Origin of the sequence: Desulfovibrio legallii, assembly GCF_004309735.1 — a bacterium.
In the GTDB taxonomy this organism is placed as follows: Bacteria; Desulfobacterota; Desulfovibrionia; order Desulfovibrionales; family Desulfovibrionaceae; genus Desulfovibrio; species Desulfovibrio legallii.
The window spans coordinates 112,912-134,738 of sequence record NZ_SIXC01000008.1 but is presented as its reverse complement, the minus strand read 5'-3'; the positions used below and the strand labels follow the sequence as shown (position 1 = coordinate 134,738).

Genomic DNA, 21,827 nt, shown 5'->3' with positions numbered 1-21,827 from the left:
CGGGGGTACGCGCGGGTTAAGCTGCGGAGCCGTTGTCGTCCGCATCGTCCGTGTCGTCCGATTCCACTTCCTGCTGCAGGGCGCGGGCCCGCTTGAGCAGCTGCTCCAGCTGGATATCCACGCTGATGACGCCCAGGATGCTGTCCCGTTCGTCGGTCACGGCGCAGGAAACCGTGATGATGAGCTTGCCTGTGAAGTGCGACTGGTAGACATCCATGATGTGCAGGTCGCCGGTCTTGCTGGGCACCTTGAACCATTCCCGCTGGGAAAAATCGTAGCCCACGGGCAGGGCTTCGTAGGTTTCCTTGTATTCGGGGTCGGTGACGGCCGAACACATCAGGCGGCCCTGGGCGTCGGTGAGGCAGCAGTACTGGATGAAGGGGTATTCCTGCACAAACTGGTGCAGGCGGGCCGCGGCCTTGGGGCCGAAGTCCAGCAGATCCTTGCTGCGGGCCAGGCGCACCATGAGGTTGGCGGAAAGCTCCCCGGCCAACTGCTTCATGTGGTCGTATTCCGAAGCGAACAGCTCCGGCATGAAGCGCTGCACCAGGGCTTCCATTTCTTCGTGCGAAAAACTGGTGGTGCGGCCGGTTTCTTCATACAGGGCCATAATGGCGTCGTAGATCTGCCCTACGGCCGGGTGCTTTTTGGAAATCTGCTGGCCCTTGGGCAGCTGCAGATTGGCGTTGATCCAGTAGGCCACACCCGCACGACCGGTCTTGTCCGTGATGATGATGGGCACAGGCCGACCCAGCAGGCGCCTGGTGTCGAAGATATTGTAGATTTCCTCATTTTTGGCCAGGCCGTCCACGTGCACGCCCGCGCTGGTGGCATTGAAGTCGCGCCCCACAAAGGGATAGTTGTGGGGGATCTGGTAGTGCAGCTCTTTTTCAAAAAATTCTACAACTTCACTGAGGATGGTGGTATCTGCCGCGGCGTCGTCGCCCGTGAGGGAGATGTACTCCACCAACAGGGCTTCCAGGGGCGTGTTGCCCGTGCGCTCACCAAAGCCGAAGAGCGTGGAATTCACCGCGCCGCAGCCGTAGAGCCAGGCTGTGACGCCGTTGACCAGCACCTTGTGAAAGTCGTTGTGGCCGTGCCATTCCAGCCATTGGCCGGGCACGCCGGCCTCGTCCGTAAAGGCGCGCACAATGCGCTGCACCGAGCGGGGCAGGCCCGCGCCGGGGTAGGGCACGCCGTAGCCCATGGTGTCGCAGAGACGTATCTTCACGGGCATGCCGCTCTGCTGCGAAAGCTCCATGAGCTTCTGGGCCAGGGGCAGACAAAAACCATAGATGTCCGCTCTGGTTACGTCCTCAAAATGGCAGCGGGGGATGATGCCCCATTCCAGAGCCTGCTCGGCCATATCCACATACATGTCAAAGGCCTGGCGGCGGGTTTTGCCCAGTTTGAGAAAAATGTGATAGTCCGACACGCTGGTGAGCAGGCCTGTTTCGTCAAATTCCATATCGCGGGCCAGGCGCAGGTCCTCCTTGGTAGCGCGGATCCAGGCCGTCACCCGCGGGAAGCGGTAGCCCCGCGCGCGGCAGACGTCGATGCACTTGCGGTCCTTGGCGGAATAAAGAAAAAATTCCGAGGCCGTGATGAGCCCGGTTTTACCGCCAAGACGGTGCAGAAAGTCAAACATTTTGGCGACCTGTTTGACCGTGTAGGGGGGACGGGCCTGCTGGCCGTCACGGAAGGTCGTGTCGGTGATGCGCATCTGCTCCGCCGGCCTGGGGGCCAGCAGCACTTCGTCAAACGAGGTGCGGCAGACACTGGTGTAAGGGAAAAGTTCGCGATAGAGCTGGGGCTTTTCCGGATCCTGCAGGGTCAGGGTGCGATCGCTCCCGCTCCGGTGGATAATGCTGCTCATGGCCGTCCCGTATGCGCTCTGCGTGCGCGGCTTTCTGGTTGTTGTGGCAGGCTTTTTATAGCGGCTTCAGCCCCGCGCGTCCAGCACTGCCGCGCGCCTGCGGCACGGGGCACTTGCCAGGCAGAGAAAAATGAAGGAAAGTCGGGGGCTGAAGCCGCGCCGGGCCGCGTCGGACCGCAGCGCAGACGGAGCGTCCGCCCGCGCGGGGTTCCATACTGCAGGCGCGCGACCGGACGCCGGAGTGGCGCGCCATTACCTTTGAGGAGCGGGCATGAGTGAATGTGTGCGCTACCCCGCGCCGGGGTGCGTTGTGGAATATATGGAGGGCAATGCCGTCCAGATCGCCATGGTCACCGAAGAAGCGGGCGGCCGCTTGCGTCTGCTCCTGCCCAACCGGCGGGAAACCCGCCTCAACGCCTCCCGCTTGCTGCCCTGGCTGGGGCCGCAGCAGGCGGCGGGCCTGAGTCGCGAGGAAGCCGTACGCCTGCTGGAAACCCACCGGGAGACCCGCGAGGCCGCCGCGGCCGCCGTGCCCCTCATGGATGCCTGGGAACTGGCCCAAGGCGAGGTGGAAAGCGCCCCGGCCCCCTGGTTTGCCGAGCTTTTTGCGAGCGCCCCCGATGTGGACGCCGTGGCCGCCTGGGGCCGGGCGCTGCTGGCCTGCAAAAGCCATTTTCGCTTTCAACCGCCGGAGTTTCAGGTCTTTTCCGCAGAAATGGCCGAGAAGCGCGCCGCCGAGGAAACAGCCCGGCAGGAGCGCGAGGCCCTCATGGCCGGCGGGGCCGCTTTTTTTCGTCTGCTCTGGGATGTGGCCTGCAAAAAACGTGTTCTGCCCCCCGCCACGGGGCCGGGCAGCGAAGACTGGCCTGATCCCCATGTGGCCCGCCGCCTGGAAGAAACGCTGCGCGCCCGCATGGCCGACCCGGAAACGCAGGAGCACGAAGCCCTTTGGCGCGGCCTGAGCAAAGGCCTGCCCGATGTGCCCCACCTGCCCCTGCAGTTGCTCATGGCCTGGGGCAAGCTGCCGCCGCACTACAACTTCTGGCTGGACAGGGCGGACTACGCGCCGGGCGACACCTGGTGGGAACCCCTGACGAATGAGGTGCAGGCCCTGGGCCTGGCCGCCACAGGCCCCGAAGCCGCCGCGCTGCCCCACTGCCCCTTGCCCTTCATGAGCATTGACAGCGCCAGCACCAGGGACGTGGACGACGCTTTTTATGTACGCGCCACGGACGACGGCCTGGAACTGACCCTGGCCCTGGCCTGCCCGGCCCTGTGCTGGGAGTTCGGCGGGCCCCTGGACCGTCTTGTGCTCCACCGGGGCAGCAGCATTTACCTGCCCGAAGGCGACTGCCACATGCTGCCCCAGTGCCTGGGCACCGGGGCCTATTCCCTGCAGGCCGGAGAGGATCGCCCGGCCTTCTGCGTGCGGGTGCGCGTGGACGCGAACGGCAGTTACGGTCCTTGCGAAATTTTTACGGCCCGCGCGCGCCTGGCCGCCAACCTGCACTACGAGGACTGCCAGGCTGTGCTGGACGCGCAGGCAGCGCAAACGCCCCTGCCGGACAACGCCGCCGCGCCCTTTGCCGACCAGCTGGCTCTGGGCCTGGACCTGGCCCGCCGGCGGCAGGCCGCGCGCATCGCCGCCGGTGCAGTGATCATGGACCGGCCGGAACCGGTCATCCATCTGCACGGCCCAGCCACAGACCCGCAGGTGGAGGTGGCCCTGGACTACCACGCTCCGGACGCCCAGCTGCTGGTGGCGGAAATGATGATCCTGGCCAGCGCCGCCGTGGCCGAACTGGCACAAAAAGCAGGCCTGCCCCTGCTCCACCGCACCCAGGACGTGGCCCTGCCCAAAGAATACGCCGGCGTGTGGACCGCCCCGGCAGACATGACCCGCGTCATGCGGGCGCTCACGCCCTCGGCCCTGGAGGTGCAGCCCCGGCCCCACGCGGCCCTGGGCCTGCCCCGCTACACGCCCATGACCTCGCCCCTCAGGCGCTATCCCGACCTTGTCAACGAAGCCCAACTGGTGCATTTTCTGCGCACCGGCGGTCCCCGCTGGGATACGGAGGCCCTCGCCGCCCTGCTGCAGACCCTGCACCCCGTGCTGGACGCCGTAGGCCAGGTGCAGCGCTTCCGCCCGCGCTACTGGAAGCTGCTCTACTTCCGCCAGCAGGGCGACAAAATCTGGTGGCCCGGCGTCATTACGGAAGAAAACGACGTCATGGTCAGCGTAAGCCTGCCGGAGCAGGGCATGTTTGTGCGCGGCAAACGGCGGCTTTTTGACGAACGGGCCTGCCCCGGCATGGCCGTGCGCCTGCGCCTGGGCAAGGTGCAGCCCCTGTACAACGAGATGCAGATCCTCGAAGCCATGACGGCGGAGTGAGCCCGTTTTTACCTCTGCGCGGAGAATCCCCATGCTGGAAGCGCTGTGCATCGCCCTGGCCTATGCCCTTGGCTCCGTGCCCTGGGGCCTGGTCATCGCCAAAACCTTTTGCGGGGTGGACCCGCGCCTGGACGGCAGCCGCAACACCGGGGCCACCAATGTGGCCCGGCTCTGCGGCTTTGGCTGGGGCGTGGTCACCCTGGCCTGCGACGTGCTCAAGGGCGCGCTGCCCGTGTGGCTGGCCCTGCGCGTCAACCCCGCGCCCCTGTTTGTGAGCGCCGTGGCCCTGGCCTGTGTGCTGGGGCACGTTTTTTCCTGCTTCATGCGGTTCAGGGGCGGCAAGGCCGTGGCCACCAGCATAGGCGTGTTCCTGCCCCTGGCCTTCTGGCCCCTGCTGGCCGCCAGCCTGCTGTGTGTGCTGATTATCTGGCGAAGCGGCTACGTTTCCCTGGGTTCGCTCGCCCTGGTCACGGCCCTGCCCCTGGGTCTCTGCCTGACCGGCCAATGGGCCTGGCTGCCCTTGGCTCTCTGCGTCTGGGCCCTGGTGGTCTGGAAGCACCGCGAAAATATCGCCCGCCTGCGCGCCGGCACGGAAAAAACCTGGCGCAAGGGCAAAAAATAAGTTGCAGCACGCTGCAGTAAAAGGAGTTGGACCATGACCGCGGATTTTCCGGCCTACAGGGGCCGTATGGAATATGTCTGCCTGGACTGCGGGGCCCGTTACCCCGGCGACAGCCTGCTCTACACCTGCCCCCAGTGCGGCGGCGTCTTCCTGCTGGAAAACCTTGACTTTGACCAGCTCAAAGCCCGCAGCGGGCAGGAATGGCGCACGCTTTTCGACAGCCGCGCCGCCAGCCGCACCACTGCCCTGCGCGGCATTTTTCGCTACTATGAGCTGCTGGCTCCCCTGCTGGAAGAAGACGACATCGTCTACTTGGGCGAAGGCCTTACCCCCATCGTGGAGGCCGCTCCGGCCCTGCGCGCCCTCGTGGGCCAGCCCTTTGCCTACAAGAACGACGGCCAGAACCCCAGCGCGTCCTTTAAGGACCGCGGCATGGCCTGCGCCTTCAGCTATCTCAAATGGCTCTGCCGCCGCCATAACTGGGACGAAGTGCTCACGGTCTGCGCCTCCACGGGCGATACCTCCGCCGCTGCCGCCCTGTACGCCGCCTATGTGGGCGCGCCCCTCAAATCCGTGGTGCTGCTGCCCCACGGCAAGGTGACGCCCCAGCAGCTTTCCCAGCCGCTGGGCAGCGGGGCCACCGTGCTGGAACTGCCCGGCGTGTTTGACGACTGCATGAAGGTGGTGGAGCTGCTGGCCGAAAATTACCGCGTGGCCCTGCTCAATTCCAAAAACAGCTGGCGCATCCTGGGGCAGGAATCCTACGCCTACGAAACCGCCCAGTGGTACGGCTGGAATGTGGCCGACCTCTGCCTCTTTGTGCCCATCGGCAACGCGGGCAATATTACGGCCATTATGTCCGGCTTCCTCAAGCTGCTGGATCTCGGCATCATCACGGCCCTGCCGCGCGTCTTCGGCGTGCAGTCCGAACACGCCGATCCGGTCTGGCGCTACTATGACGCTCCCGCCGCCTCGCGGCACTGGCAGCCCGTTACAGTGCAGCCCAGCGTGGCCCAGGCCGCCATGATCGGCAACCCCGTGTCCTTCCCCCGCGTGCGCCGTCTGGCCGAACGTTTTGTGGAAAAAGGCGGCCCACGCGCCTTTCAGGTGGTGCGCGTCACCGAGCAGCAGATCATGGACGCCATGCTCCTGGCCAACCGCCACGGGCACATTGCCTGCACCCAGGGCGGCGAATGCCTGGCCGGCCTGCGCAACGCCCGCGAGCTGGGTCTTATGAACGACAACGAACACGCCCTGCTGGACGCCACAGCCCACGCGCTCAAATTCTCCGGCTTCCAGGACATGTATTTTTCAGACAGCTTTCCCCCGGCCTACGGCGTTACCCCGGACAAGAGCCTGGCCAACCGCCCGGAGCTCCTCCTGCCCGAAGCCGAACGCCAGGACTGCAGCCTCGAAGACTTTACCCGCAAAGGCGCTGCGGCCGTGGTCCGCCGCCTGGGCCTGCAGAAAAAGGGGTAGAAGTTTTTTGTGGGGGAAGGGGACTTCTGAGAACAAAAGCTCCCCTTTCCCCACAACTGCCCACCTTTCCTACTCTTCCGTTGCGTCGATTTCCGGCGTGGGGAATTCCCATTGGCCCGGCAGGGGCGCGGAAACCTCGGCCTGCGTGCCCAGGTAGGGGTTGAAGTAGCCGTAGCGCAGCCAGGGACAGACTTTTTTAAGCCGTTTCATAAAGCGGGTCAGACCCATGCCGGGTTCCGGGTCAAGGCCCTCCGCAGGCACGTCCGCAGGGGGCTGCGTCGGGTCCGGGGCAAGGGCAGCAGTAGCGGCGTGCATCTGCCGAAAGTGCCATTCCGGGTCGATATTCAGATTGCGCCATTGAATCATGCTTACGCCGTCTTCGCCCACCAGACGGGCCAGAGCTTCCAGTTCGGCTTCTGTGTCGGTGATGCCGGGGAAATAGAGCAGGTTGAGGGAGACCCAGAGCCCCAGGCTGCGGCCTGTGCGGATGGCCTGGCGTACGTCCTCCAGACTGTAGTTGGTGGGGCGGTAGTAGCGGGCGTAATGGTCGGGCCGGGCGCTGTTGAGGCTGACGCGCAGGCTGGTGAGCCCGACCGTGGCCAGGCGGGCCACGGCTTCGGGGCGGGAGGCGTTGGTATTGCAGTTGACGGTGCCCTCGCCGCCCTGAGAGCGGAAAAGGCGGACGCTTTCTTCCAGCAGATCGGGATTCATGAGGGGGTCGCCCTCACAACCCTGGCCAAAGGAATAGATGGGCGTACGGGTTTCACGCGCGGCGTGCACGGTCATGACCTGAGCCACTTCTTCGGGGGTGGGGGTGAACTCCAGCCGGCACTGGGGCGTCGTCACAACGGGAGAATCCGCCTCCTGAGCCGAGATGCAGCCCACGCAACGGGCGTTGCAGGTCCGGGAGGTGGGCAAGGGGGCCTCGTAGCGGCCCAAGGCGAAGTTGCGCGCGGCGGGGCAGTCGTAGCGGGCCACGCAGTTATCCAGAATGTGGCGGATAAGACGGTTCTGCGGATAGTCGCGCAGCAGTTGGCGCGCGCCCTGCTCGATGCGCTTGCGCGGGATGTGGGCAAAAACCTGACGGGGGTCGTCGTCTACGCGGCGGGCGCAGATATAGAAACGCCCGTGGGCAAAACCCACAGCGCCGTAAGCAAAGAGGGGCAGCAGGGGCGCGCCGGGCTCTGTTTTGTAGGCGGGGTGAGCGGCCAACGTGTGCCCCGGCGCGGCAAAGGCGGCCACAGCCAAGGGGGCCTCGCCTTCGGGCTCGCGGATAAGGCCCGTCTCCGGGTCCAGGCCCACGGCGCGGCGGCCGGGCAGCAAAAAAAATTCGCTTTCGTCCGGCAGGGGGATAAGTTCGTCCGGCCGCGGCAGCCCCCATTCCGCGCCCCGGCGACAGACCAGCAACAGCTGGGGATCGTCATAAATATTGCCCTGGGCGTCAGCCATGACCAGGTGCGGCGTAACGTGTCTGGCAGCCATAAAACCTCCTTGCCCCCGCGTGGGCGAACGGCTATAACAACAGGCCGGGCCCGCCCGGCCCGCAGTTTGGGAGGCCCGCCGTGTTTTCGTTTATGTTATTTATTTTTCTTTGTTTTTTCGGCATCCTGGCCGTACTTTTTTATATGCTGCGCAGCCAGGAAAAGCTGTGTCAGTCTTTGCGGGATGAGCACGCCCAGCTGCGTGTGCTGCTGCGCGCCCTGGAATCCCGCCTGGACGCCCTGTGCGCCGCGCGTGGGGAACAGGCCTCTCCAGCCCACGCCGTGGAGCTCAGCGCCCGTCCGTCCCCTGCGGAAGACCCCTTGCTGCGGTTGAGCTTTGACCCCCCGGACCAGCCCTCGGCGGGACACGCGACGCGGGACGGTCAGGGCGTAGACCCGGCCCTGGACCTGCATTTTGATCCCGAAGACGACGTGCCGCGCCGGTAAGATGACCGTTTGGCCTGACGATTTCAACGCAAATTTTCGCCCGGCGGCGCGCTGTGTGCCGGCGCGACTGCGTGCATCCGCCTGCGGCGTCTTGGGCCTTTCTCCGCAGGGAGCTTTTCCACTGCGGATTGTGACAGCGCGGCAACGTTCCGGCCGAGACGGGTCAGACCGTGCCCCTGGCGGCGTCCAGGTAGGCTTGGCGCAGGCCGGGACAAAGTTCGGCCTCGGCCCAGTGCAGATAGAGCAGGCGCAGGCTGCGCTCCCGGATCAGGGCGGCGCAGCGGCGACGTCGGCGCTGCAGGGCCGGCGCAGCCGTAAGCAGGGCGCGTGTGCGCAGGGTAAAGGTCTGCGCACGGTGCCATTCTCTGTGAGCGGCGTCCACGGCGGCCAATCCGGCTTGGCCCAGGTCTGCGGCCGCGCGCGGATGCTCCAGCCAGTGGACTATGCGGCGGCAGGCGTCCTCCGGATTGCCCGGTTCGTAACAACTGAGCTCTGCACCGTCCGTAAACAGCTCCGTAAGGCCGTGGCCGATGCGCGGCGTTACCAGGCAACCGCCGCAGCCCAGGGCCTCAAAGACGCGAAAATTCAGGTCACCGTGCTCACAGTGGTTGAGGATAACGCGGGCGCGGGGGTAGAGGGCCCGGTAGGAGCCGCTGGTAACACGCAAACCGGGCAAACGCGCCTGCAGAGCCTGCAAAAAGGCGGCGCGCCGGGGCATTTCCGGCCGTTGGCTGCCCACGAACAGGCAGTCGTATTCCTTGGGCGCGTCTGGCTGGGGGGCGTCTTCGCGCCAGGCAAAGGCCGGCGACCACCACACCCGCCCGGCGGGCAGAAAGGGTCCGGAAAAACGCGGCACATAGTCCCGCAAAGAAACCAGACAGGCGTCAAAAGCCTGAGCGTAAAGGGCTTGCCAGGCGTGGATATGGGCGTCCACGCTGTAGAAAATCGTGAGACAAGGAAATTTTTCCACCCCCAGCACAAAGGGGGCACGGCTTTTGTCGGCCACTACCAGCACGTCTGGCGTGAAGCCCGCCAAGCGACACAAATCGTCCCAGCCGTAGGCCTGAGGCGTTTCAAAGTTGTGTGTGGCCACCGCGTCCCAGCCGCACTGCCGCAGGGAGCGACAAAAAAAAGGGTTGCCTATCCACAAAAGCCGCCGCATGACCATCCTTGGGCAAAGGGGGAAAAGGGGAGACCTTGCCCTGTCCGCCCGGAATCCGGTCGTCCGGGGCCCTGAAGGCGCGGTCCCGAAGGCGCTGTTGCCAAGCTGCCCGGGATGCAATAAATTAAAGACTTAGCCCTGACGCGCACCAGCGTCAAGGCGCGAGATCGCCATGCTGCTCTGCCCTCGCCCCATACGCCTTTTGCTGCGCGTCCTGCTGGCCCTGCTTCTGGGCTTGGCCCTCCTGGCCCTTGGGCTGGTGCTGCTGGCGCAGAGCAACCCCCGCAACCTCACCGACCGCGCCCTGGCCATGATCTCGGCCCGCAGCGGTCTGACCATAAGCGCCGAAGCCGTGAGCGTGGCCGTGCTGCCGTTGCCCTCCCTGGCCCTGACCAATGCCGCAGTGCAGGGCGCGGACTGGCAGCTCCACGCCGCTTACGCCACAGTGCGGCCGGACTTTCTGGCCCTGCTGCGCGGCGCATTTGTCCCGCGTCACATCCGGTTGTTGCGTCCCCGTCTGGAAGGGACTCTGCCCCTGCCGCTGGCCGCGACCCTGCCGCCCCAGGCCGACACGGCCGAACCCGGCGTTGATCCCAAAACTTCCGGACCGGGCACCCCAACCCCCAAGACAGCCGTGCCGCCCGCGCCTGCCGCTGCAACGCCCGGCAGCACGGACAAACCCGACGCCCCGCAGCCCAATGCCCCTTCCGCCGCGCCTGTGCCGTCCCCCAGCCAGACCGCGCCGCCCTCAGGCTCCCCTGCCGCTCCTGCCCCACAGCCGCCCGCCGACCCGCCTGCGGCCGTTGCAGCCGCGCCCTTTGATCTGACGGCCCTGGGCCTGACCGGCCACTGCCGCCTGAGCATTGAGGACGGCGCGGCCCTGGTGACAGGCGCAGACAAGGCCCTGCTGCGGCTGGAGAAGCTGGACTGCGATCTGGATCTGACCCCGCCCGCCCGCCTCAAAGGCCGCCTCAGTCTGGCCCTGGCCCGGCTGAAGCCCGCGGGCGGCGCCGCCTGGCAGCTTACGGATCTGCATGCGGAAGGCCGCACAGACCTGGTCGCCCCCCTGGAGCACAGCCCCCGCCTTACCCTGGCGGGGGAACTGCGCCTGCCGGGCATGCTGGAACGCCTGCGCCTGAACAGCACACTGACCACCGACGCCCAGGGCTGGCGCTTACGCCCTGTCCTGAGCGGTGAGCTGCGCAAGGACGGCGTGGTCCTGCCCTTCCGGCTCACGGGCACGGCGGCCATGCCCGACCGCGCGGCCCGGCGCGTACTGCTGGAGAACGTGCGTCTGCACCTGGACCGGGACGACGTGGTCCTGGACGGGCAGTTGGCGCTGGGCGCCGCGGCCCCCGGCGGCTTCAGCCTTGAGGGCCGTTTGCGGCTCATCCGCGTAAGCCTCACCCAGTGGCTGGGTTTTGGCCGGATCATTGCGCCCGGTCTGCAGTGGGCCCTGGACGATCTCACCGAAGGCGCACTGGATTTTACGCTGGACGGCACAGGCCTGCGCGTGCCGCACATTGCGGTAAGCGCCGCAGGCAGCCGGTTTACGGGTTCCGGCGGCGTGGCCCAATGGCGCAAGCCCGAACTGGTGCTGGACCTGCGCGCCCCGCGCGTGGACCTGGGCCGCGCCCTGCCAGAATCTCTGGGCACGCTGCCCGCCGAGCCGCAGTACGGTCACGGTCCCCTCACGCCCTTGCCCGGCGCCCCCGTACTGCCCGGGGAAGTGGGCCTGGACTACAACATCCGCCTGGCGGCGGACAAGGTGGACTACGGCCCCCTGGCCATCGACGACGCCCTGGTGGTCATCCGGCAAGGGCTGGTGGATGCGAACACACGGCTGGAGGACACGGTGCTGGAGGTTTCCGGCGGACTGTACGGGGGCAGCGTCAAGGGCGAGACCGTGCTGGGCGGGGACAAAAGCCTGCCCTATGCCATCCGCATGCACTTCCGCAACGTCAACGGCGCGGATCTGGGCCGGGCGCTCAGCGTCATGCCCGTGAGCGGCGGCACTCTGCGCGCGGATGTGGACATTATGAGCCAGGGCCGGGAGCTGGACGTTTTTTTGCGCAGCCTGCGGGGCACAGTGAGCGCCAGGGCCGAGAAAAGCAGGCTGCGCAGCCTGCACGGCGGGCAGAATACGGGCGGCGCGGCCTTCAACGCGCTGGACGTGGGGCTCAAGCTCAAGGGCGGCGCCTGGGACCAAGGCCGTCTGGGGCTGGACGGACAGTGGACGGCCACCCTGGCGGACGCAGGCCTGGAGGCCGGTACCGAACTCAACGGCATGCTTTGGTTCGGCGGCGACGGCACGGGCGGCGGCGACCTGGAGCTGCGCAGTCTGCCGGGCTCCCTGGCTCTGACCCTGAGCCCGGAACGTACGGGCCGCCCTGAGGCCCTGCGGGCCACAGTAACCGGAGCCTTCACCTGTCGGGCGGCGCGCGGGCAGCTGAACGTGCGCAATGGGCACTTCAACGCCCTGGGGGCCGAGGCCCACGGCGACGTGCAGGTCAATCTGGGGGGAACACCTTCCTGGCAGGGCAAACTTTCTGCTTACAGCCCGGACCTGAGCCGTAGTCTGCGCCTGGCCGGCTACAGCGTCAGTGTGCCCGCCGCCTGGAACAAACTGGAGATGGACGCCGCCTTCAAGGGCGAGGCCGGCAAGCTGGATCTTTCCGGCATCCGCGCCAAGCTGGACCAGAGCCTGCTTACCGGCAGTCTGGGGCTGGACTGGCGGCAGGCCTTCAGCCTGAACTACAAGCTGGCTGTGGACCGGCTGAACCTGGACCGCTACCTGGGCGACAGCAAAACCCCCGCCGCAAAAACGCGCAAGACCACAGACAAGATCTGGGATCTGCGCTGGTTGCGCGCCTTCCGCGCCAAGGGCGAACTGCAGGTGGGCGAACTGACCTCCTGGAAGTTGCGGACCCGCCAGCTGCGCCTCACCAGCAACCTGGAAAAAGGCCGCCTGCACTACGAGGCCAGCGCTGCGGATTTTTACGGCGCCCCCCTGCACAACCAGGGCAACATGACTTTTAACAAAGGTCTTGAGTTTGAAAATACCCTGGCTGCAGAGGGCTTCAACCTTACCGCCGCCAGCCGCGACAGGGGCGGCGCCGCTGTTCTGGGCGGCAAAGGCGTGCTGCATTCCTCTGTACGCGGGCAATTGGACGGGCCGGGGCAGATGCCCGCCCGGCTGGACGGAGCCTGGGATTTTACCGTGCGCAACGGCACCTATCAGCGCCGCGCGGAGGACGGCAGCCTCAAAGGCAGCCCCACCCGTTTTGACGCGGCCGGGGCCTCAGGGGGCATCGCCAAGGGTGTAGTGCGCACTAGTGATTTTTATCTCAAAGGCAAGGGTCTGAACGTAAAGGGCGGCGGCTGGATCGACTTCAACAACGACACCCTGGACTGCAACTTTACCGTCAACATGAAGAATTTCCCGGATTTTCCCCTGCGTCTGTACGGCAGCCTGGACAACAGCAAAACTTCCATCGGCGCGGGCACCTTGCTGCTCAACACCATCGGCGGCATCACCCAGGGATTTATAGACATCCTCGGCGGGGTGGTGGAAGGGACGTGGCGGCTGTTCCGGTAAAAAGCTGCCCATCACAAACGCCCCACCGCTGCTGTTCTTCCTCTATCCCCATATGGAACAAGATCGTGTCGGCCACGGCAGCCGCATCCTGGGCCAGTCCGTGGGCGATGCGCCTTTCCCGCTGTGGAAGGAACGGATTTTGTCCCGCCGCCCCGTTGACATAAGCGCGGACGGGGGCTAGTGTCAGCGTGTGTTCTTTTTTGCACAACCAGCCCCTGCGGCGGTTGTGTTGACGGCAGGCCGGACGGTTCGGTGGCGGCATGGTTTTTTGTTGCGGACTGTGCTAGCCTGCCCGATACTTGTGGGCATTGCGGCGCTGCACCGGCCTGGCTTCCGCGGGCGTTTGCCGGCGGCGGGGCGGCGGGCCTGTCACGCGCCATGAAAAACAATCTCTGTAAGCAGGAGGAGACGCGGTGAATATCCTTATCTTCGGACCCAACGGCAGCGGCAAGGGCACCCAGGGCGACCTTATCAAGCAGAAGTACAACCTGGCCCACATAGAATCCGGCGCCATTTTCCGCGAGCACATCGGCGGCGGCACGGAGCTGGGCAAAAAAGCCAAGGCCTACATTGACCGCGGCGACCTGGTGCCCGACGACATCACCATCCCCATGGTGCTGGACACCCTCAAATCCAAAGGGCAGCACGGCTGGCTGCTGGACGGCTTTCCCCGCAACATGGTGCAGGCCGAAAAACTGTGGGGCGCCCTGCAGAAAGAAAATATCCCTCTGGATTACGTAGTGGAAATCCTGCTGCCCCGTGAGGTGGCCAAAAACCGCATCATGGGCCGCCGCTTGTGCAAAAACAACAACAACCACCCCAACAATATCTTCATTGACGCCATCAAGCCCAATGGCGACAAGTGCCGCGTCTGTGGCGGCGACCTTTCTTCTCGTTCCGACGACCAGGACGAGGCCGCCATCAACAAACGGCATGACATCTATTACAATACCACGGACGGCACCCTGGCTGCCGCCTATTTCTTCAAAAATCTCGCCGCTCAAGGCAAGACCAAGTACATTGAGCTCAACGGCGAAGGCAGCATTGATTCCATCAAGGAAACCCTGCTCTCCAAACTGGCCTGACCTTTAACGCCCTCCACCCCCCCCGATGACGCGCGTGCTCATGGGGGGTGGGGCGGCGTTTGTGTCGTCCGCACGGGGTCCAGGCCCCCAGGCCCCGGCCATGGGACTTTACAGAACCCGTCCGCTGGAATACATATCCGACTTCGCGCTGCCTGGCGCGACACGGCAACCCTGCTTCTGGAGGGTTGCCGCTTGCTTTAACGCCGTCCAACTGCGCTGTCGGGCGGCGTCAACATACCGAACGCAAAGTCCTTTTCAAGGAGTCACGCATGGATGTGTTTGATCAGGCCACAGAATTGGAACGTCTGGACCGCGAATCGGCCCTGGTGCGGGCGCGCGCCGCAATTGACCGAGGCGGCCCGGAATGGATAGACGGCGTGGCCTGCTGCCGCGAGTGTGGGGATCCCATCCCCCAAAAGCGGCTGGACGCGCTGCCCGGAGTGGGGTTGTGTCGCGCCTGTCAGGAAGAACGCGAGGGCGAAGGGCAGTAGTTTTTTTGCTGCCGCCAGGGTGGGCTCTACGCCCGGCAGATTTTCCCCTTGCGGGGGAGCCCCTTGCCATTTTTTTATTGCCCTGCGGGCACGGCGGCTTTTCTGCATACAGCGTTTAGGCCGCCTCCGGCGAGGGCAGGGGGCCAAGGGCGGGACTGCGTCCCCCCTTAGGCCCCCCACACCCCCCATAACCCCCGCTTCCAAAGACAGCCCGACCATGGCCGGTGCGGCTGGGACGCGGCGCATAAGCGCCGTACCCCCTTATGCCGGGCACAACAGCCGCAGCCCCCACAGCCCGTAGCCGCAGCCGCGGCCCATGACTGGCCAGCAGCGTTGCCCCACAAGCTGTCACAGCGTTTGCCGTCAGCCTTTCCTCAATCCTGACTGGGCGATAGCGGAACTGTGCCCCTTTATGTCGCGCTCAACTTCCCCAAAAACTGCCCGTTGAAGGGGCTTGCCCCCGTCTTTGGTGTAGACCCCCGTAGACCCGGAGAGGGTTTTATCCAAACGAAAAAAGGACTCAGGTATTTCTACCTAAGTCCTTGATTTCTATGTGGTGCCGAGGGACAGAATTGAACTGCCGACACGGGGATTTTCAGTCCCCTGCTCTACCAACTGAGCTACCTCGGCCCGCAGGCTGCCGCACTTCAGTTGAAACATTCAGCGGCTGGAAAAGTCTTGTACCCGCTTGGGCCTCCTTTGGCAAGTGTTTCGCGCCATATTTTTTTGCCAACGGCTTGAAAAGCCCTCGACTTCCGGCCATACTGCCCCTGTTGTCACCCCATCCCAAGGATACTCACGTGCCTTTTCGTGCTCCTATTCCGCCCACGCTCCGCGATCTGCAGGCCCTGCGCAATCTGAGCGTGCGGCGGGTTGCGGCCCAGGCTGTCCTTACCGGCGGCGTTACCGGGGCCGTTATCGGCTTATTCCGCGCGGCCTACGATCTGATCAACGAGCGGGCCACGGCCCTGCTGCGCGCTTATGACCTTCACGACCCGCTGGTCATGGGCCTGATCGGCGCAGGCCTTGTCCTGCTGGCGGGTCTGGCCCTGTTGGCCCTGCGGCTGGAGCCGCTGGTGGGCGGCAGCGGTATCCCGCAAGTGGAACTTATGGTGCGCGGGCAGGCCCGCATGTGCTGGTGGCGCGTGCTGCTGACCAAGTTCTGGGGTACGCTGGTTTCCCTTACCGGCGGGCTTTCCGTTGGGCGCGAGGGCCCCTGCATCATGATGGGCGCGGCCGTGGGTGAAGGCGTGGGGCGTCTGTGGCGGGAAAGCGACGCCCGGCACATGCCCCGTTACCTGGTGGGCGGCGCTGTGGCCGGCATGACTGCCGCCTTTGGCGCGCCCCTGGCCGGCATGTGCTTTGCCTTTGAGGAAATGAAGACCATCCTCAGCGTGCCGTTGCTGCTGTTTACCGGGCTGTGCGCCCTTTCTTCCTGGTATGTCATTGAGGGCCTGTTCGGTTTTGGTCTGGTGTTTCCCTTCCACAGTCTGGCGGCCCTGCGCTGGGACCAATGGTGGCTTATCCCCACCCTGGGCCTGAGCATGGGGGCTCTGGGCGCGCTCTATAATGTGGCGCTGCTGCGGCTGACCCGTTTTGAAGACCGCTGCCGTCTGCTGCCCCGGCCTTTGCGGGTGCTGCTGCCTTTTGCCTGCGCCGGGGCCTTGCTCTACGTCTACCCTCAGGTGCTCGTTGGGGTGGGGCTGAGTGCGACGGCCCTGGAGGCGCTGCCCTTGCCTCTGGACGCACTGCTGCTTCTGCTGGCCGTCAAAATGGCTTTTTCCTGCCTGAGCTTTGCCTCCGGCGTTTCCGGCGGTCTGCTTATGCCCCTGCTGCTCATGGGCTCCCTGGCCGGGGCCTGCGCCGCGGCCGCGCTCAACCTGGCCCTGCCTATCCCCCCAGCACAGACTGCCACCGTGCTGACCCTGGCCATGTCCGGTCTGTTTGCCGCCTCAGTGCGCGCTCCCCTTACGGGCGCGGCCTTGCTGCTGGAAATGACCGGGGCCTTCCATAACGCGCCGGTGGTGGTGCTTACGGCCTATATAGCGGCCTTTACCGCCAATGCCCTGCATGTGGAACCCGTCTATGATAGCCTGCGCCGTCGCTGTCTGGACTTGGCCGGACCGCCCGCCATGTCTTGATCTCTGGGCGACGGGCCCTGCGAGCCACCCCGACGACACGACTTTATTGGCATATATCATGGTGAAATAACTGATTTTTTAAAAAAATGCTTGCGCTTTGGTTTTTGAATGGCTATGGTCACCGTTTATAAAGCCAACTAGGCTCTTGTGGAGTAGCTATGACCCGTAAAGACCGCACCGAAGGCATTTTCAGCCGTCGCGAAGTGCTGGACGAAAGCGAACGTCGCCAGTACTGCCTTATTCAGCTCAAGGAGCTGCTCGCCTATGCGTACCGCTATTCCGAAGACGTAAAAAAACGCTTCGACCGTGCGCAGTTCAATGTGGAAAAGTTCAAGACGCTCTCGGACATCAAGCACATTCCCATTCTGAAAAAGAAGGAACTCATCTTTTTGCAGTCTATGGGACCGCGTCTGGGTGGGCTGCTGACCAAGGACATTGGCGAACTCAAGCGTGTTTTTCTTTCCCCCGGTCCCATTTTCGATCCCGAAGACCGTGGCGAAGACTACTGGGGGTATACGGAGGCCTTCTACTCCGTGGGCTTCCGGCCCGGCGACGCGGTGCAGAACACCTTCAACTACCAGCTGACCCCGGCGGGCCTCATGTTTGAAGAGCCCCTGCGCAACCTGGGCTGCGCGGTCATCCCGGCCGGGCCCTCGGACGCCGCCACCCAGCTGGACATCATGCAGAAGCTGCGCGTTTCCGGCTATGTGGGCACGCCCAGTTTTCTCATGCACCTGGCGCAGAAGGCCGAAGAAAAAGGCCTTAATCTGCGTAAGGATCTCTTTCTGGAAGTGGCCTTTGTTACCGGCGAGCGCCTGTCCGAAAAAACCCGTTCGCAGATGGAAAAAAAGTACGACCTGGTCATGCGCCAGGGCTACGGCACGGCGGACGTGGGCTGCATCGGCTATGAATGCTACCACAGGACCGGCCTGCACATTGCCAACCGCTGCTATGTGGAAATCTGCCATCCGGATACGGGCATTCCGCTTAAGGACGGCGAGGTGGGCGAGATTGTGGTCACGGCCTTTAACAAGACCTATCCGCTCATCCGTCTGGCCACGGGCGACCTTTCTTATATTGATCGCAGCCCCTGCGCCTGCGGCCGCACCAGCCCGCGTCTGGGCAGCATTGTGGGCCGCGTGGACACTACCGCCCGCATCATGGGCATGTTCGTCTACCCGCACCAGGTGGAGCAGGTCATGAGCCGGTTTGAGGAAATCAAACGCTGGCAGATTGAAGTCACCAACCCCGGCGGCATCGACGAAATGACCCTTTATGTGGAGACCAGCGGCTTCAAGCGCGAGGAAGAACTGCTGCACCAGTTCCGTGAGAAGATCAAGCTGCGTCCGGAACTGCGCGTGCTGGCGCCGGGCAGCCTGCCGCCGCAGATCCGTCCCATTGAGGACAAGCGGCACTGGGATTAGCTCTTTTTCGTCTCCGGCGAAGTCCAGAGGCCCTTGGCGGCCGGGGCGCGTAGACCGCGTTTCCCGCCCCCAGGGGCCTTTGGCGTCTGGGCTCCGACCGCCGCGCAGAACGCTGCCTGCCGTACCTATTCTGTACGCAACCAGCACGATTTGCCAGAAACAAACCCGGCCAGGGTACGCACGCCGCAGTCGCGTAGGGAAAAACGTTTTTTGAAGGATGAGGGGCGTGGGGGGAAGGGAACTTTTGTTCACAAAAGTTCCCTTCCCCCCACAAAAATGGTTTCTTCCCCTACGCCTTTCCTACGCTTGCGGCGGGGTGGCGGGCTTGCCGGCCAGGACGGCGTCCAGGTATCGGGCCCAGGCTTCGCCGAGGGCAAAGAGGCGTTCGCGGGGCAGAGCGCTGCTGTCGTAATGGATGAGCAGGGAGCCGCTCAGGGTATTGCACTCCACGGCATGTACGCCGGGCACGGCTTCCATGCCGGTTTTGGCGGTATGGGCCACATGGTCGTGCAGCAGGGCAGGATGGCGGATGCGCACGCGGCCGTCCATGAAGCTGCGTACGTATTTAAGCAGATGCAGGGGGGCGCTCAAAGCGTATCTCCTCTTCCGGCAGGGCAGGGGGCAGGTGGGGGCGCATGGCGTTGAGGGCCACGCCCAGGGTAGTGAGGTTGTGCAGCAGGGCCGAGAGGCCTGGGCCCAGAACCATAAACATGCCGCCCAGCAAAAAGAGGCTGTTGAGAGTCATGGTGGCGGCGAAGTTGTAACGGATGCGCTGCAGGGTGCGCTGGCCCAGTAGGCGTGCGCTGACCAGTCCTTCCAGGCTGGGATGGGTGAGCAGGACGTTGGCCACCTCGCGGGCCAGGTCCGTGCCGTCGCTCATGGCCACGCCCACGTGGGAGGCTGAGAGGGCCGGGGCGTCGTTGATGCCGTCGCCCACCATCAGCACCTTGCAGCCCTGGGCCGTAAGCTCCTGAACAATGCGGGCTTTGTCGGCGGGCAGCACCTGGGCGCGGAATTCTTTGATGCCGACGCTGGCGGCCACGGCGCGGGCCGTGCGCTCGTCGTCGCCCGTAAGCATGAGCACGCGTTTGACGCCCAGGTCCTGCAGGCATTGCACCACGCGCGGCGCTTCAGGGCGCAAGGGGTCTTCAATAGCCACCATGCCGGCCACGCGGTCGTCCTCGCTCATAAAGAGCAGGGAGCGGCCCATGGCGCTTTGGCGCTCCATTTCTTCCCGCAGGGGGGAGAGGTCCACGCCTTCGTCATGTTCCACATAGTGGCGGCTGCCCACGCGGATTTTTTTGTTGTGCAGGGTGGAGGCCACGCCGTGGGCCACCACATAGTCCACACGGGCGTGTTCTTCTTCGTGCTGCAGGCCCTCCTGCGCGGCCTGGCGCACCACGGCACGGGCCACGGGGTGGGGAAAGTGCTCTTCCAGGCAGGCCATGACGCGCAGCACTTCGTCCCGCTGAAAGCCCGGCGCGGGAAAGACCCCGGCCACGGCGGGGCTGGCCTGGGTGAGGGTGCCGGTTTTATCAAAAACCACGGTATCCGCTTCGCTGAGGGCCTCCAGGTAGCGGCCCCCCTTGATGGCCATGCCGTGGCGCGCGCCTTCGCGCATGGCGGCCAGCACGGCCAGGGGCGTGGCCAGCTTGAGGGCGCAGGAGTAGTCCACCAGCAGGACGGCGGAGGCCCGGCGGAAGTTGCGGGTCAGCAGCCAGACCAGACCGAAAAGGCCAAAGGTAAAGGGCACGGCCATGTCGGCCAGGCGTTCGTATTTGCCCTGGATGCCGGCCTTGAGGGCTTCTGATTCTTCAATAAATCTGACGACCTGACGCAGGCGAGTGCCGTCGCCCACGCTTTTGGCGCGGATGACCAGGCGGCCTTCCTCCACGGCGGTGCCGGCGTAGACCGTGGCTCCCGGCGTGCGGCGCACGCCCAAGGGTTCACCGGTCATGGAGGACTGGTTCACCAGGGCGCAGCCTTCCACCACTTCGCCGTCCACGGGGATGGAACCGCCATCGCGCACCACCACCAGGTCGCCTTCGCGTACCTGGGAGAGGGGTACGGAAACTTCCGTGCCGTCCACCAGCAGCCAGACGTTTTCTACATTGAGGGCCAGACTTTCGGTGAGCGTGGCCATGGAGCGGCGACGGGTCCAGTATTCCAGGGTTTCGCCCAGGCCCAGCAGTACGGTGAGCATGCTCACCGTGCGGAAGTCGCGCATGACGAGCGAAGCCCCGATGGCGGCCGCGTCCAGCACGTCCACGCTGAGCCGGCCGTGCAGCAATGCGCCTACCCCTTTGCAGAGAAAGGGTACGGCCGCGGCCACGGCGGTAACGATGCGCAGGGCAAAGGGCAGCAGAGGGCGTACAAAAATATAGCGGAACAGAGGCATGAGCCCTTGCACGGGGGTGAGCTCGCCTTCGTCCGGTCCCTGGGGGATATCCAGGCTGTCGTAAGATGCGGCCGCGCCCACCAGCAGGGTCAGGGCATCGGTGCGGGCTTTGTCATTGGCATAGAACAGCAGCAGGCTGCCCGTAACGGGGTTGCAGCGCACGTCCTCAATGCCGGGCAGGGTGGCCAGGGCTCCGGCCAGAGCCGCGCCGCTGGCCGGAGCAAGAGGGGAAGAAGCGCGCACGCGCATTCTGCCGGAAGCGGGCGTGGCAAGGCCACGCAGTTCATGGACAATGTAGAAACGCATGCGCGGTCCGCCTACGCCTTGGCGGCGTCCTTGGCGGACGTCTTACGTTTTTCGGAAGCCTGGCGCGCCTCGGCGGTCAGATCTTCCACATCTTCCTTAAGGGCCTCCACCTTGCTCATGAGGGCGTCCTTGACGTCTATGCCCCGGCTGAGGAGGTCCGTGGCCAGAGGTTTAAAATTCACCTTGCCGCGCGACACGGCCACAGCGCCCACAGCACCCACGACCACGCCGCCCACAAACCACAGCGCATACTTCCAGCCATTATTCATGATAAAATCTCCTGGCATTACAGTGACAAAACCTCAATGACGGTCGTAAGCCAACGAACTGCGCCCCGGCAGACCGTACGGCGAACATCGCCTTGAAGCAGACCCCAAACGCGGTTCTGAGGGACAACACAACAGACGCCCCGACGCCTGATGCTTCCGTCCCGCAAGGGATGGCTACGGCGTCGGGGATTCGCCTGCGCCCTCCCGCAGTACGGAATCCGAGGACTACGGGAGGGGAAGGAACCCCTGCTGTGTCAAATTAGCCGGCAGCACCGGAGAGGTCAACCTTGATGTAGTCGGCCTCACTGTTGCGCAGCGAAATAGTGACGCCCGAAAGGCGCAGGGCCACGGGGTCTTTGAGGGGCGCGCGGCCCACTATGGAAACCGTGGTGCCGGGGATGAGGCCCATGTCGCGGATGCGACGGTTCATTTCGCCCAGGGCTTCCACAGCGGCGATCTTGCCCTGCTGGCCCACCTGCATCTGACGCAGATTGACAATCTGGCTCATGCGTGTACTCACTTGATAAAATGCCCAAAGCGACGTGTTGCCCCGCGCCGGCCCGCTCCGCGACGCCGCCCGAACGCGGAAGTCATGGCGGTGCTGCCCGCCAGGGGCACGGCTCGCCAAGCAGCTTGCCCTCATGTCGGACTTGTGT

General features: G+C 64.8%; 16 protein-coding genes and 1 tRNA gene. 9 read left to right on the top strand and 8 right to left on the bottom strand.

The window, feature by feature from the left end; all coding sequences use genetic code 11:
* Positions 1-16: 16 nt before the first annotated feature.
* A complete protein-coding gene (locus EB812_RS07925; RefSeq protein WP_130958014.1) occupies positions 17-1,876 on the bottom strand; it encodes a triose-phosphate isomerase in 1,860 nt (619 codons plus the stop codon).
* Between the two features lie 271 nt (positions 1,877-2,147).
* Between EB812_RS07925 and EB812_RS07920 the strand changes: the two genes are divergently transcribed.
* The 3 genes from EB812_RS07920 to thrC are packed head-to-tail and all read left to right on the top strand — an operon-like array spanning position 2,148 to position 6,369.
* Positions 2,148-4,268 carry a ribonuclease catalytic domain-containing protein gene (locus EB812_RS07920; protein ID WP_118229924.1) on the top strand — a complete coding sequence of 707 codons (2,121 nt, stop codon included), beginning with the start codon at positions 2,148-2,150 and terminating at the stop codon, positions 4,266-4,268.
* 31 nt (positions 4,269-4,299) lie between these two features.
* On the top strand, positions 4,300-4,890 hold the full coding sequence (gene plsY / locus EB812_RS07915; RefSeq protein WP_118229925.1) for a glycerol-3-phosphate 1-O-acyltransferase PlsY: 591 nt from the start codon (positions 4,300-4,302) through the stop codon (positions 4,888-4,890).
* Between the two features lie 33 nt (positions 4,891-4,923).
* On the top strand, positions 4,924-6,369 hold the full coding sequence (gene thrC, locus EB812_RS07910; protein ID WP_165450919.1) for a threonine synthase: 1,446 nt from the start codon (positions 4,924-4,926) through the stop codon (positions 6,367-6,369).
* A gap of 69 nt (positions 6,370-6,438) precedes the next feature.
* On the opposite strand, the gene EB812_RS07905 is transcribed toward thrC, so the two are convergent.
* The gene (locus EB812_RS07905) at positions 6,439-7,851 is read right to left on the bottom strand and encodes a radical SAM family protein (RefSeq protein WP_118229926.1); all 1,413 of its coding nucleotides are present in this window, start codon (positions 7,849-7,851) and stop codon (positions 6,439-6,441) included.
* 92 nt (positions 7,852-7,943) lie between these two features.
* Here EB812_RS07905 and EB812_RS07900 point away from each other — a divergent pair, with 92 nt between their 5' ends.
* A complete protein-coding gene (locus EB812_RS07900; RefSeq protein WP_207287346.1) occupies positions 7,944-8,297 on the top strand; it encodes a hypothetical protein in 354 nt (117 codons plus the stop codon).
* Positions 8,298-8,460: 163 nt separating this feature from the next.
* On the opposite strand, the gene EB812_RS07895 is transcribed toward EB812_RS07900, so the two are convergent.
* Complete coding sequence (locus EB812_RS07895; protein WP_118229927.1) at positions 8,461-9,459, bottom strand: glycosyltransferase family protein; 999 nt, start codon at positions 9,457-9,459, stop codon at positions 8,461-8,463.
* Between the two features lie 172 nt (positions 9,460-9,631).
* Between EB812_RS07895 and EB812_RS07890 the strand changes: the two genes are divergently transcribed.
* From EB812_RS07890 to EB812_RS07880, 3 genes are all read left to right on the top strand, one after another.
* On the top strand, positions 9,632-13,057 hold the full coding sequence (locus tag EB812_RS07890; protein WP_130958013.1) for an AsmA family protein: 3,426 nt from the start codon (positions 9,632-9,634) through the stop codon (positions 13,055-13,057).
* A 413-nt stretch (positions 13,058-13,470) separates the two neighbouring features.
* On the top strand, positions 13,471-14,142 hold the full coding sequence (locus EB812_RS07885; protein WP_118229929.1) for an adenylate kinase: 672 nt from the start codon (positions 13,471-13,473) through the stop codon (positions 14,140-14,142).
* Between the two features lie 269 nt (positions 14,143-14,411).
* Positions 14,412-14,633 carry a TraR/DksA family transcriptional regulator gene (locus tag EB812_RS07880; RefSeq protein ID WP_118229930.1) on the top strand — a complete coding sequence of 74 codons (222 nt, stop codon included), beginning with the start codon at positions 14,412-14,414 and terminating at the stop codon, positions 14,631-14,633.
* A 554-nt stretch (positions 14,634-15,187) separates the two neighbouring features.
* Here the strand turns inward: EB812_RS07880 and EB812_RS07875 are convergent.
* Positions 15,188-15,263 (bottom strand) — tRNA-Phe (locus tag EB812_RS07875).
* A gap of 170 nt (positions 15,264-15,433) precedes the next feature.
* Here EB812_RS07875 and EB812_RS07870 point away from each other — a divergent pair.
* Complete coding sequence (locus tag EB812_RS07870) at positions 15,434-16,774, top strand: chloride channel protein (protein WP_118229931.1); 1,341 nt, start codon at positions 15,434-15,436, stop codon at positions 16,772-16,774.
* Between the two features lie 158 nt (positions 16,775-16,932).
* Positions 16,933-18,198: a phenylacetate--CoA ligase family protein gene (locus EB812_RS07865; protein WP_118229932.1), complete on the top strand. Its 1,266-nt coding sequence runs from the start codon at positions 16,933-16,935 to the stop codon at positions 18,196-18,198.
* 300 nt (positions 18,199-18,498) lie between these two features.
* On the opposite strand, the gene EB812_RS07860 is transcribed toward EB812_RS07865, so the two are convergent.
* The 4 genes from EB812_RS07860 to EB812_RS07845 form a co-directional block, all read right to left on the bottom strand.
* Positions 18,499-18,789 carry an HMA2 domain-containing protein gene (locus EB812_RS07860; protein ID WP_242621239.1) on the bottom strand — a complete coding sequence of 97 codons (291 nt, stop codon included), beginning with the start codon at positions 18,787-18,789 and terminating at the stop codon, positions 18,499-18,501.
* Positions 18,764-20,902 (bottom strand): heavy metal translocating P-type ATPase, encoded by a 2,139-nt coding sequence (locus EB812_RS07855; RefSeq protein ID WP_118229933.1) that lies wholly within the window; start codon positions 20,900-20,902, stop codon positions 18,764-18,766. Before EB812_RS07855 ends, EB812_RS07860 begins: the two co-directional genes overlap by 26 nt.
* Positions 20,903-20,913: 11 nt before the next feature.
* Entirely contained in the window at positions 20,914-21,171 is a 258-nt protein-coding gene (locus EB812_RS07850) for a hypothetical protein (RefSeq protein ID WP_118229934.1), read from the bottom strand.
* Between the two features lie 259 nt (positions 21,172-21,430).
* Positions 21,431-21,679, bottom strand: coding sequence for a FeoA family protein (locus tag EB812_RS07845; protein WP_118229935.1), 249 nt, complete (start codon positions 21,677-21,679; stop codon positions 21,431-21,433).
* Positions 21,680-21,827: the final 148 nt, after the last annotated feature.

Excerpts from the sequence above, each read along its gene's own strand:
- EB812_RS07900 (WP_207287346.1), top strand. The coding sequence starts at position 7,944 with ATGTTATTTATTTTTCTTTGTTTTTTCGGCATCCTGGCCGTACTTTTT.
- EB812_RS07845 (WP_118229935.1), bottom strand. The coding sequence starts at position 21,679 with ATGAGCCAGATTGTCAATCTGCGTCAGATGCAGGTGGGCCAGCAGGGC.
- EB812_RS07865 (WP_118229932.1), top strand. The coding sequence starts at position 16,933 with ATGACCCGTAAAGACCGCACCGAAGGCATTTTCAGCCGTCGCGAAGTG.
- EB812_RS07890 (WP_130958013.1), top strand. The coding sequence starts at position 9,632 with ATGCTGCTCTGCCCTCGCCCCATACGCCTTTTGCTGCGCGTCCTGCTG.
- EB812_RS07895 (WP_118229927.1), bottom strand. The coding sequence starts at position 9,459 with ATGCGGCGGCTTTTGTGGATAGGCAACCCTTTTTTTTGTCGCTCCCTG.
- EB812_RS07850 (WP_118229934.1), bottom strand. The coding sequence starts at position 21,171 with ATGAATAATGGCTGGAAGTATGCGCTGTGGTTTGTGGGCGGCGTGGTC.
- EB812_RS07880 (WP_118229930.1), top strand. The coding sequence starts at position 14,412 with ATGGATGTGTTTGATCAGGCCACAGAATTGGAACGTCTGGACCGCGAA.
- plsY (WP_118229925.1), top strand. The coding sequence starts at position 4,300 with ATGCTGGAAGCGCTGTGCATCGCCCTGGCCTATGCCCTTGGCTCCGTG.
- EB812_RS07920 (WP_118229924.1), top strand. The coding sequence starts at position 2,148 with ATGAGTGAATGTGTGCGCTACCCCGCGCCGGGGTGCGTTGTGGAATAT.
- EB812_RS07855 (WP_118229933.1), bottom strand. The coding sequence starts at position 20,902 with ATGCGTTTCTACATTGTCCATGAACTGCGTGGCCTTGCCACGCCCGCT.
- EB812_RS07925 (WP_130958014.1), bottom strand. The coding sequence starts at position 1,876 with ATGAGCAGCATTATCCACCGGAGCGGGAGCGATCGCACCCTGACCCTG.
- EB812_RS07905 (WP_118229926.1), bottom strand. The coding sequence starts at position 7,851 with ATGGCTGCCAGACACGTTACGCCGCACCTGGTCATGGCTGACGCCCAG.
- thrC (WP_165450919.1), top strand. The coding sequence starts at position 4,924 with ATGACCGCGGATTTTCCGGCCTACAGGGGCCGTATGGAATATGTCTGC.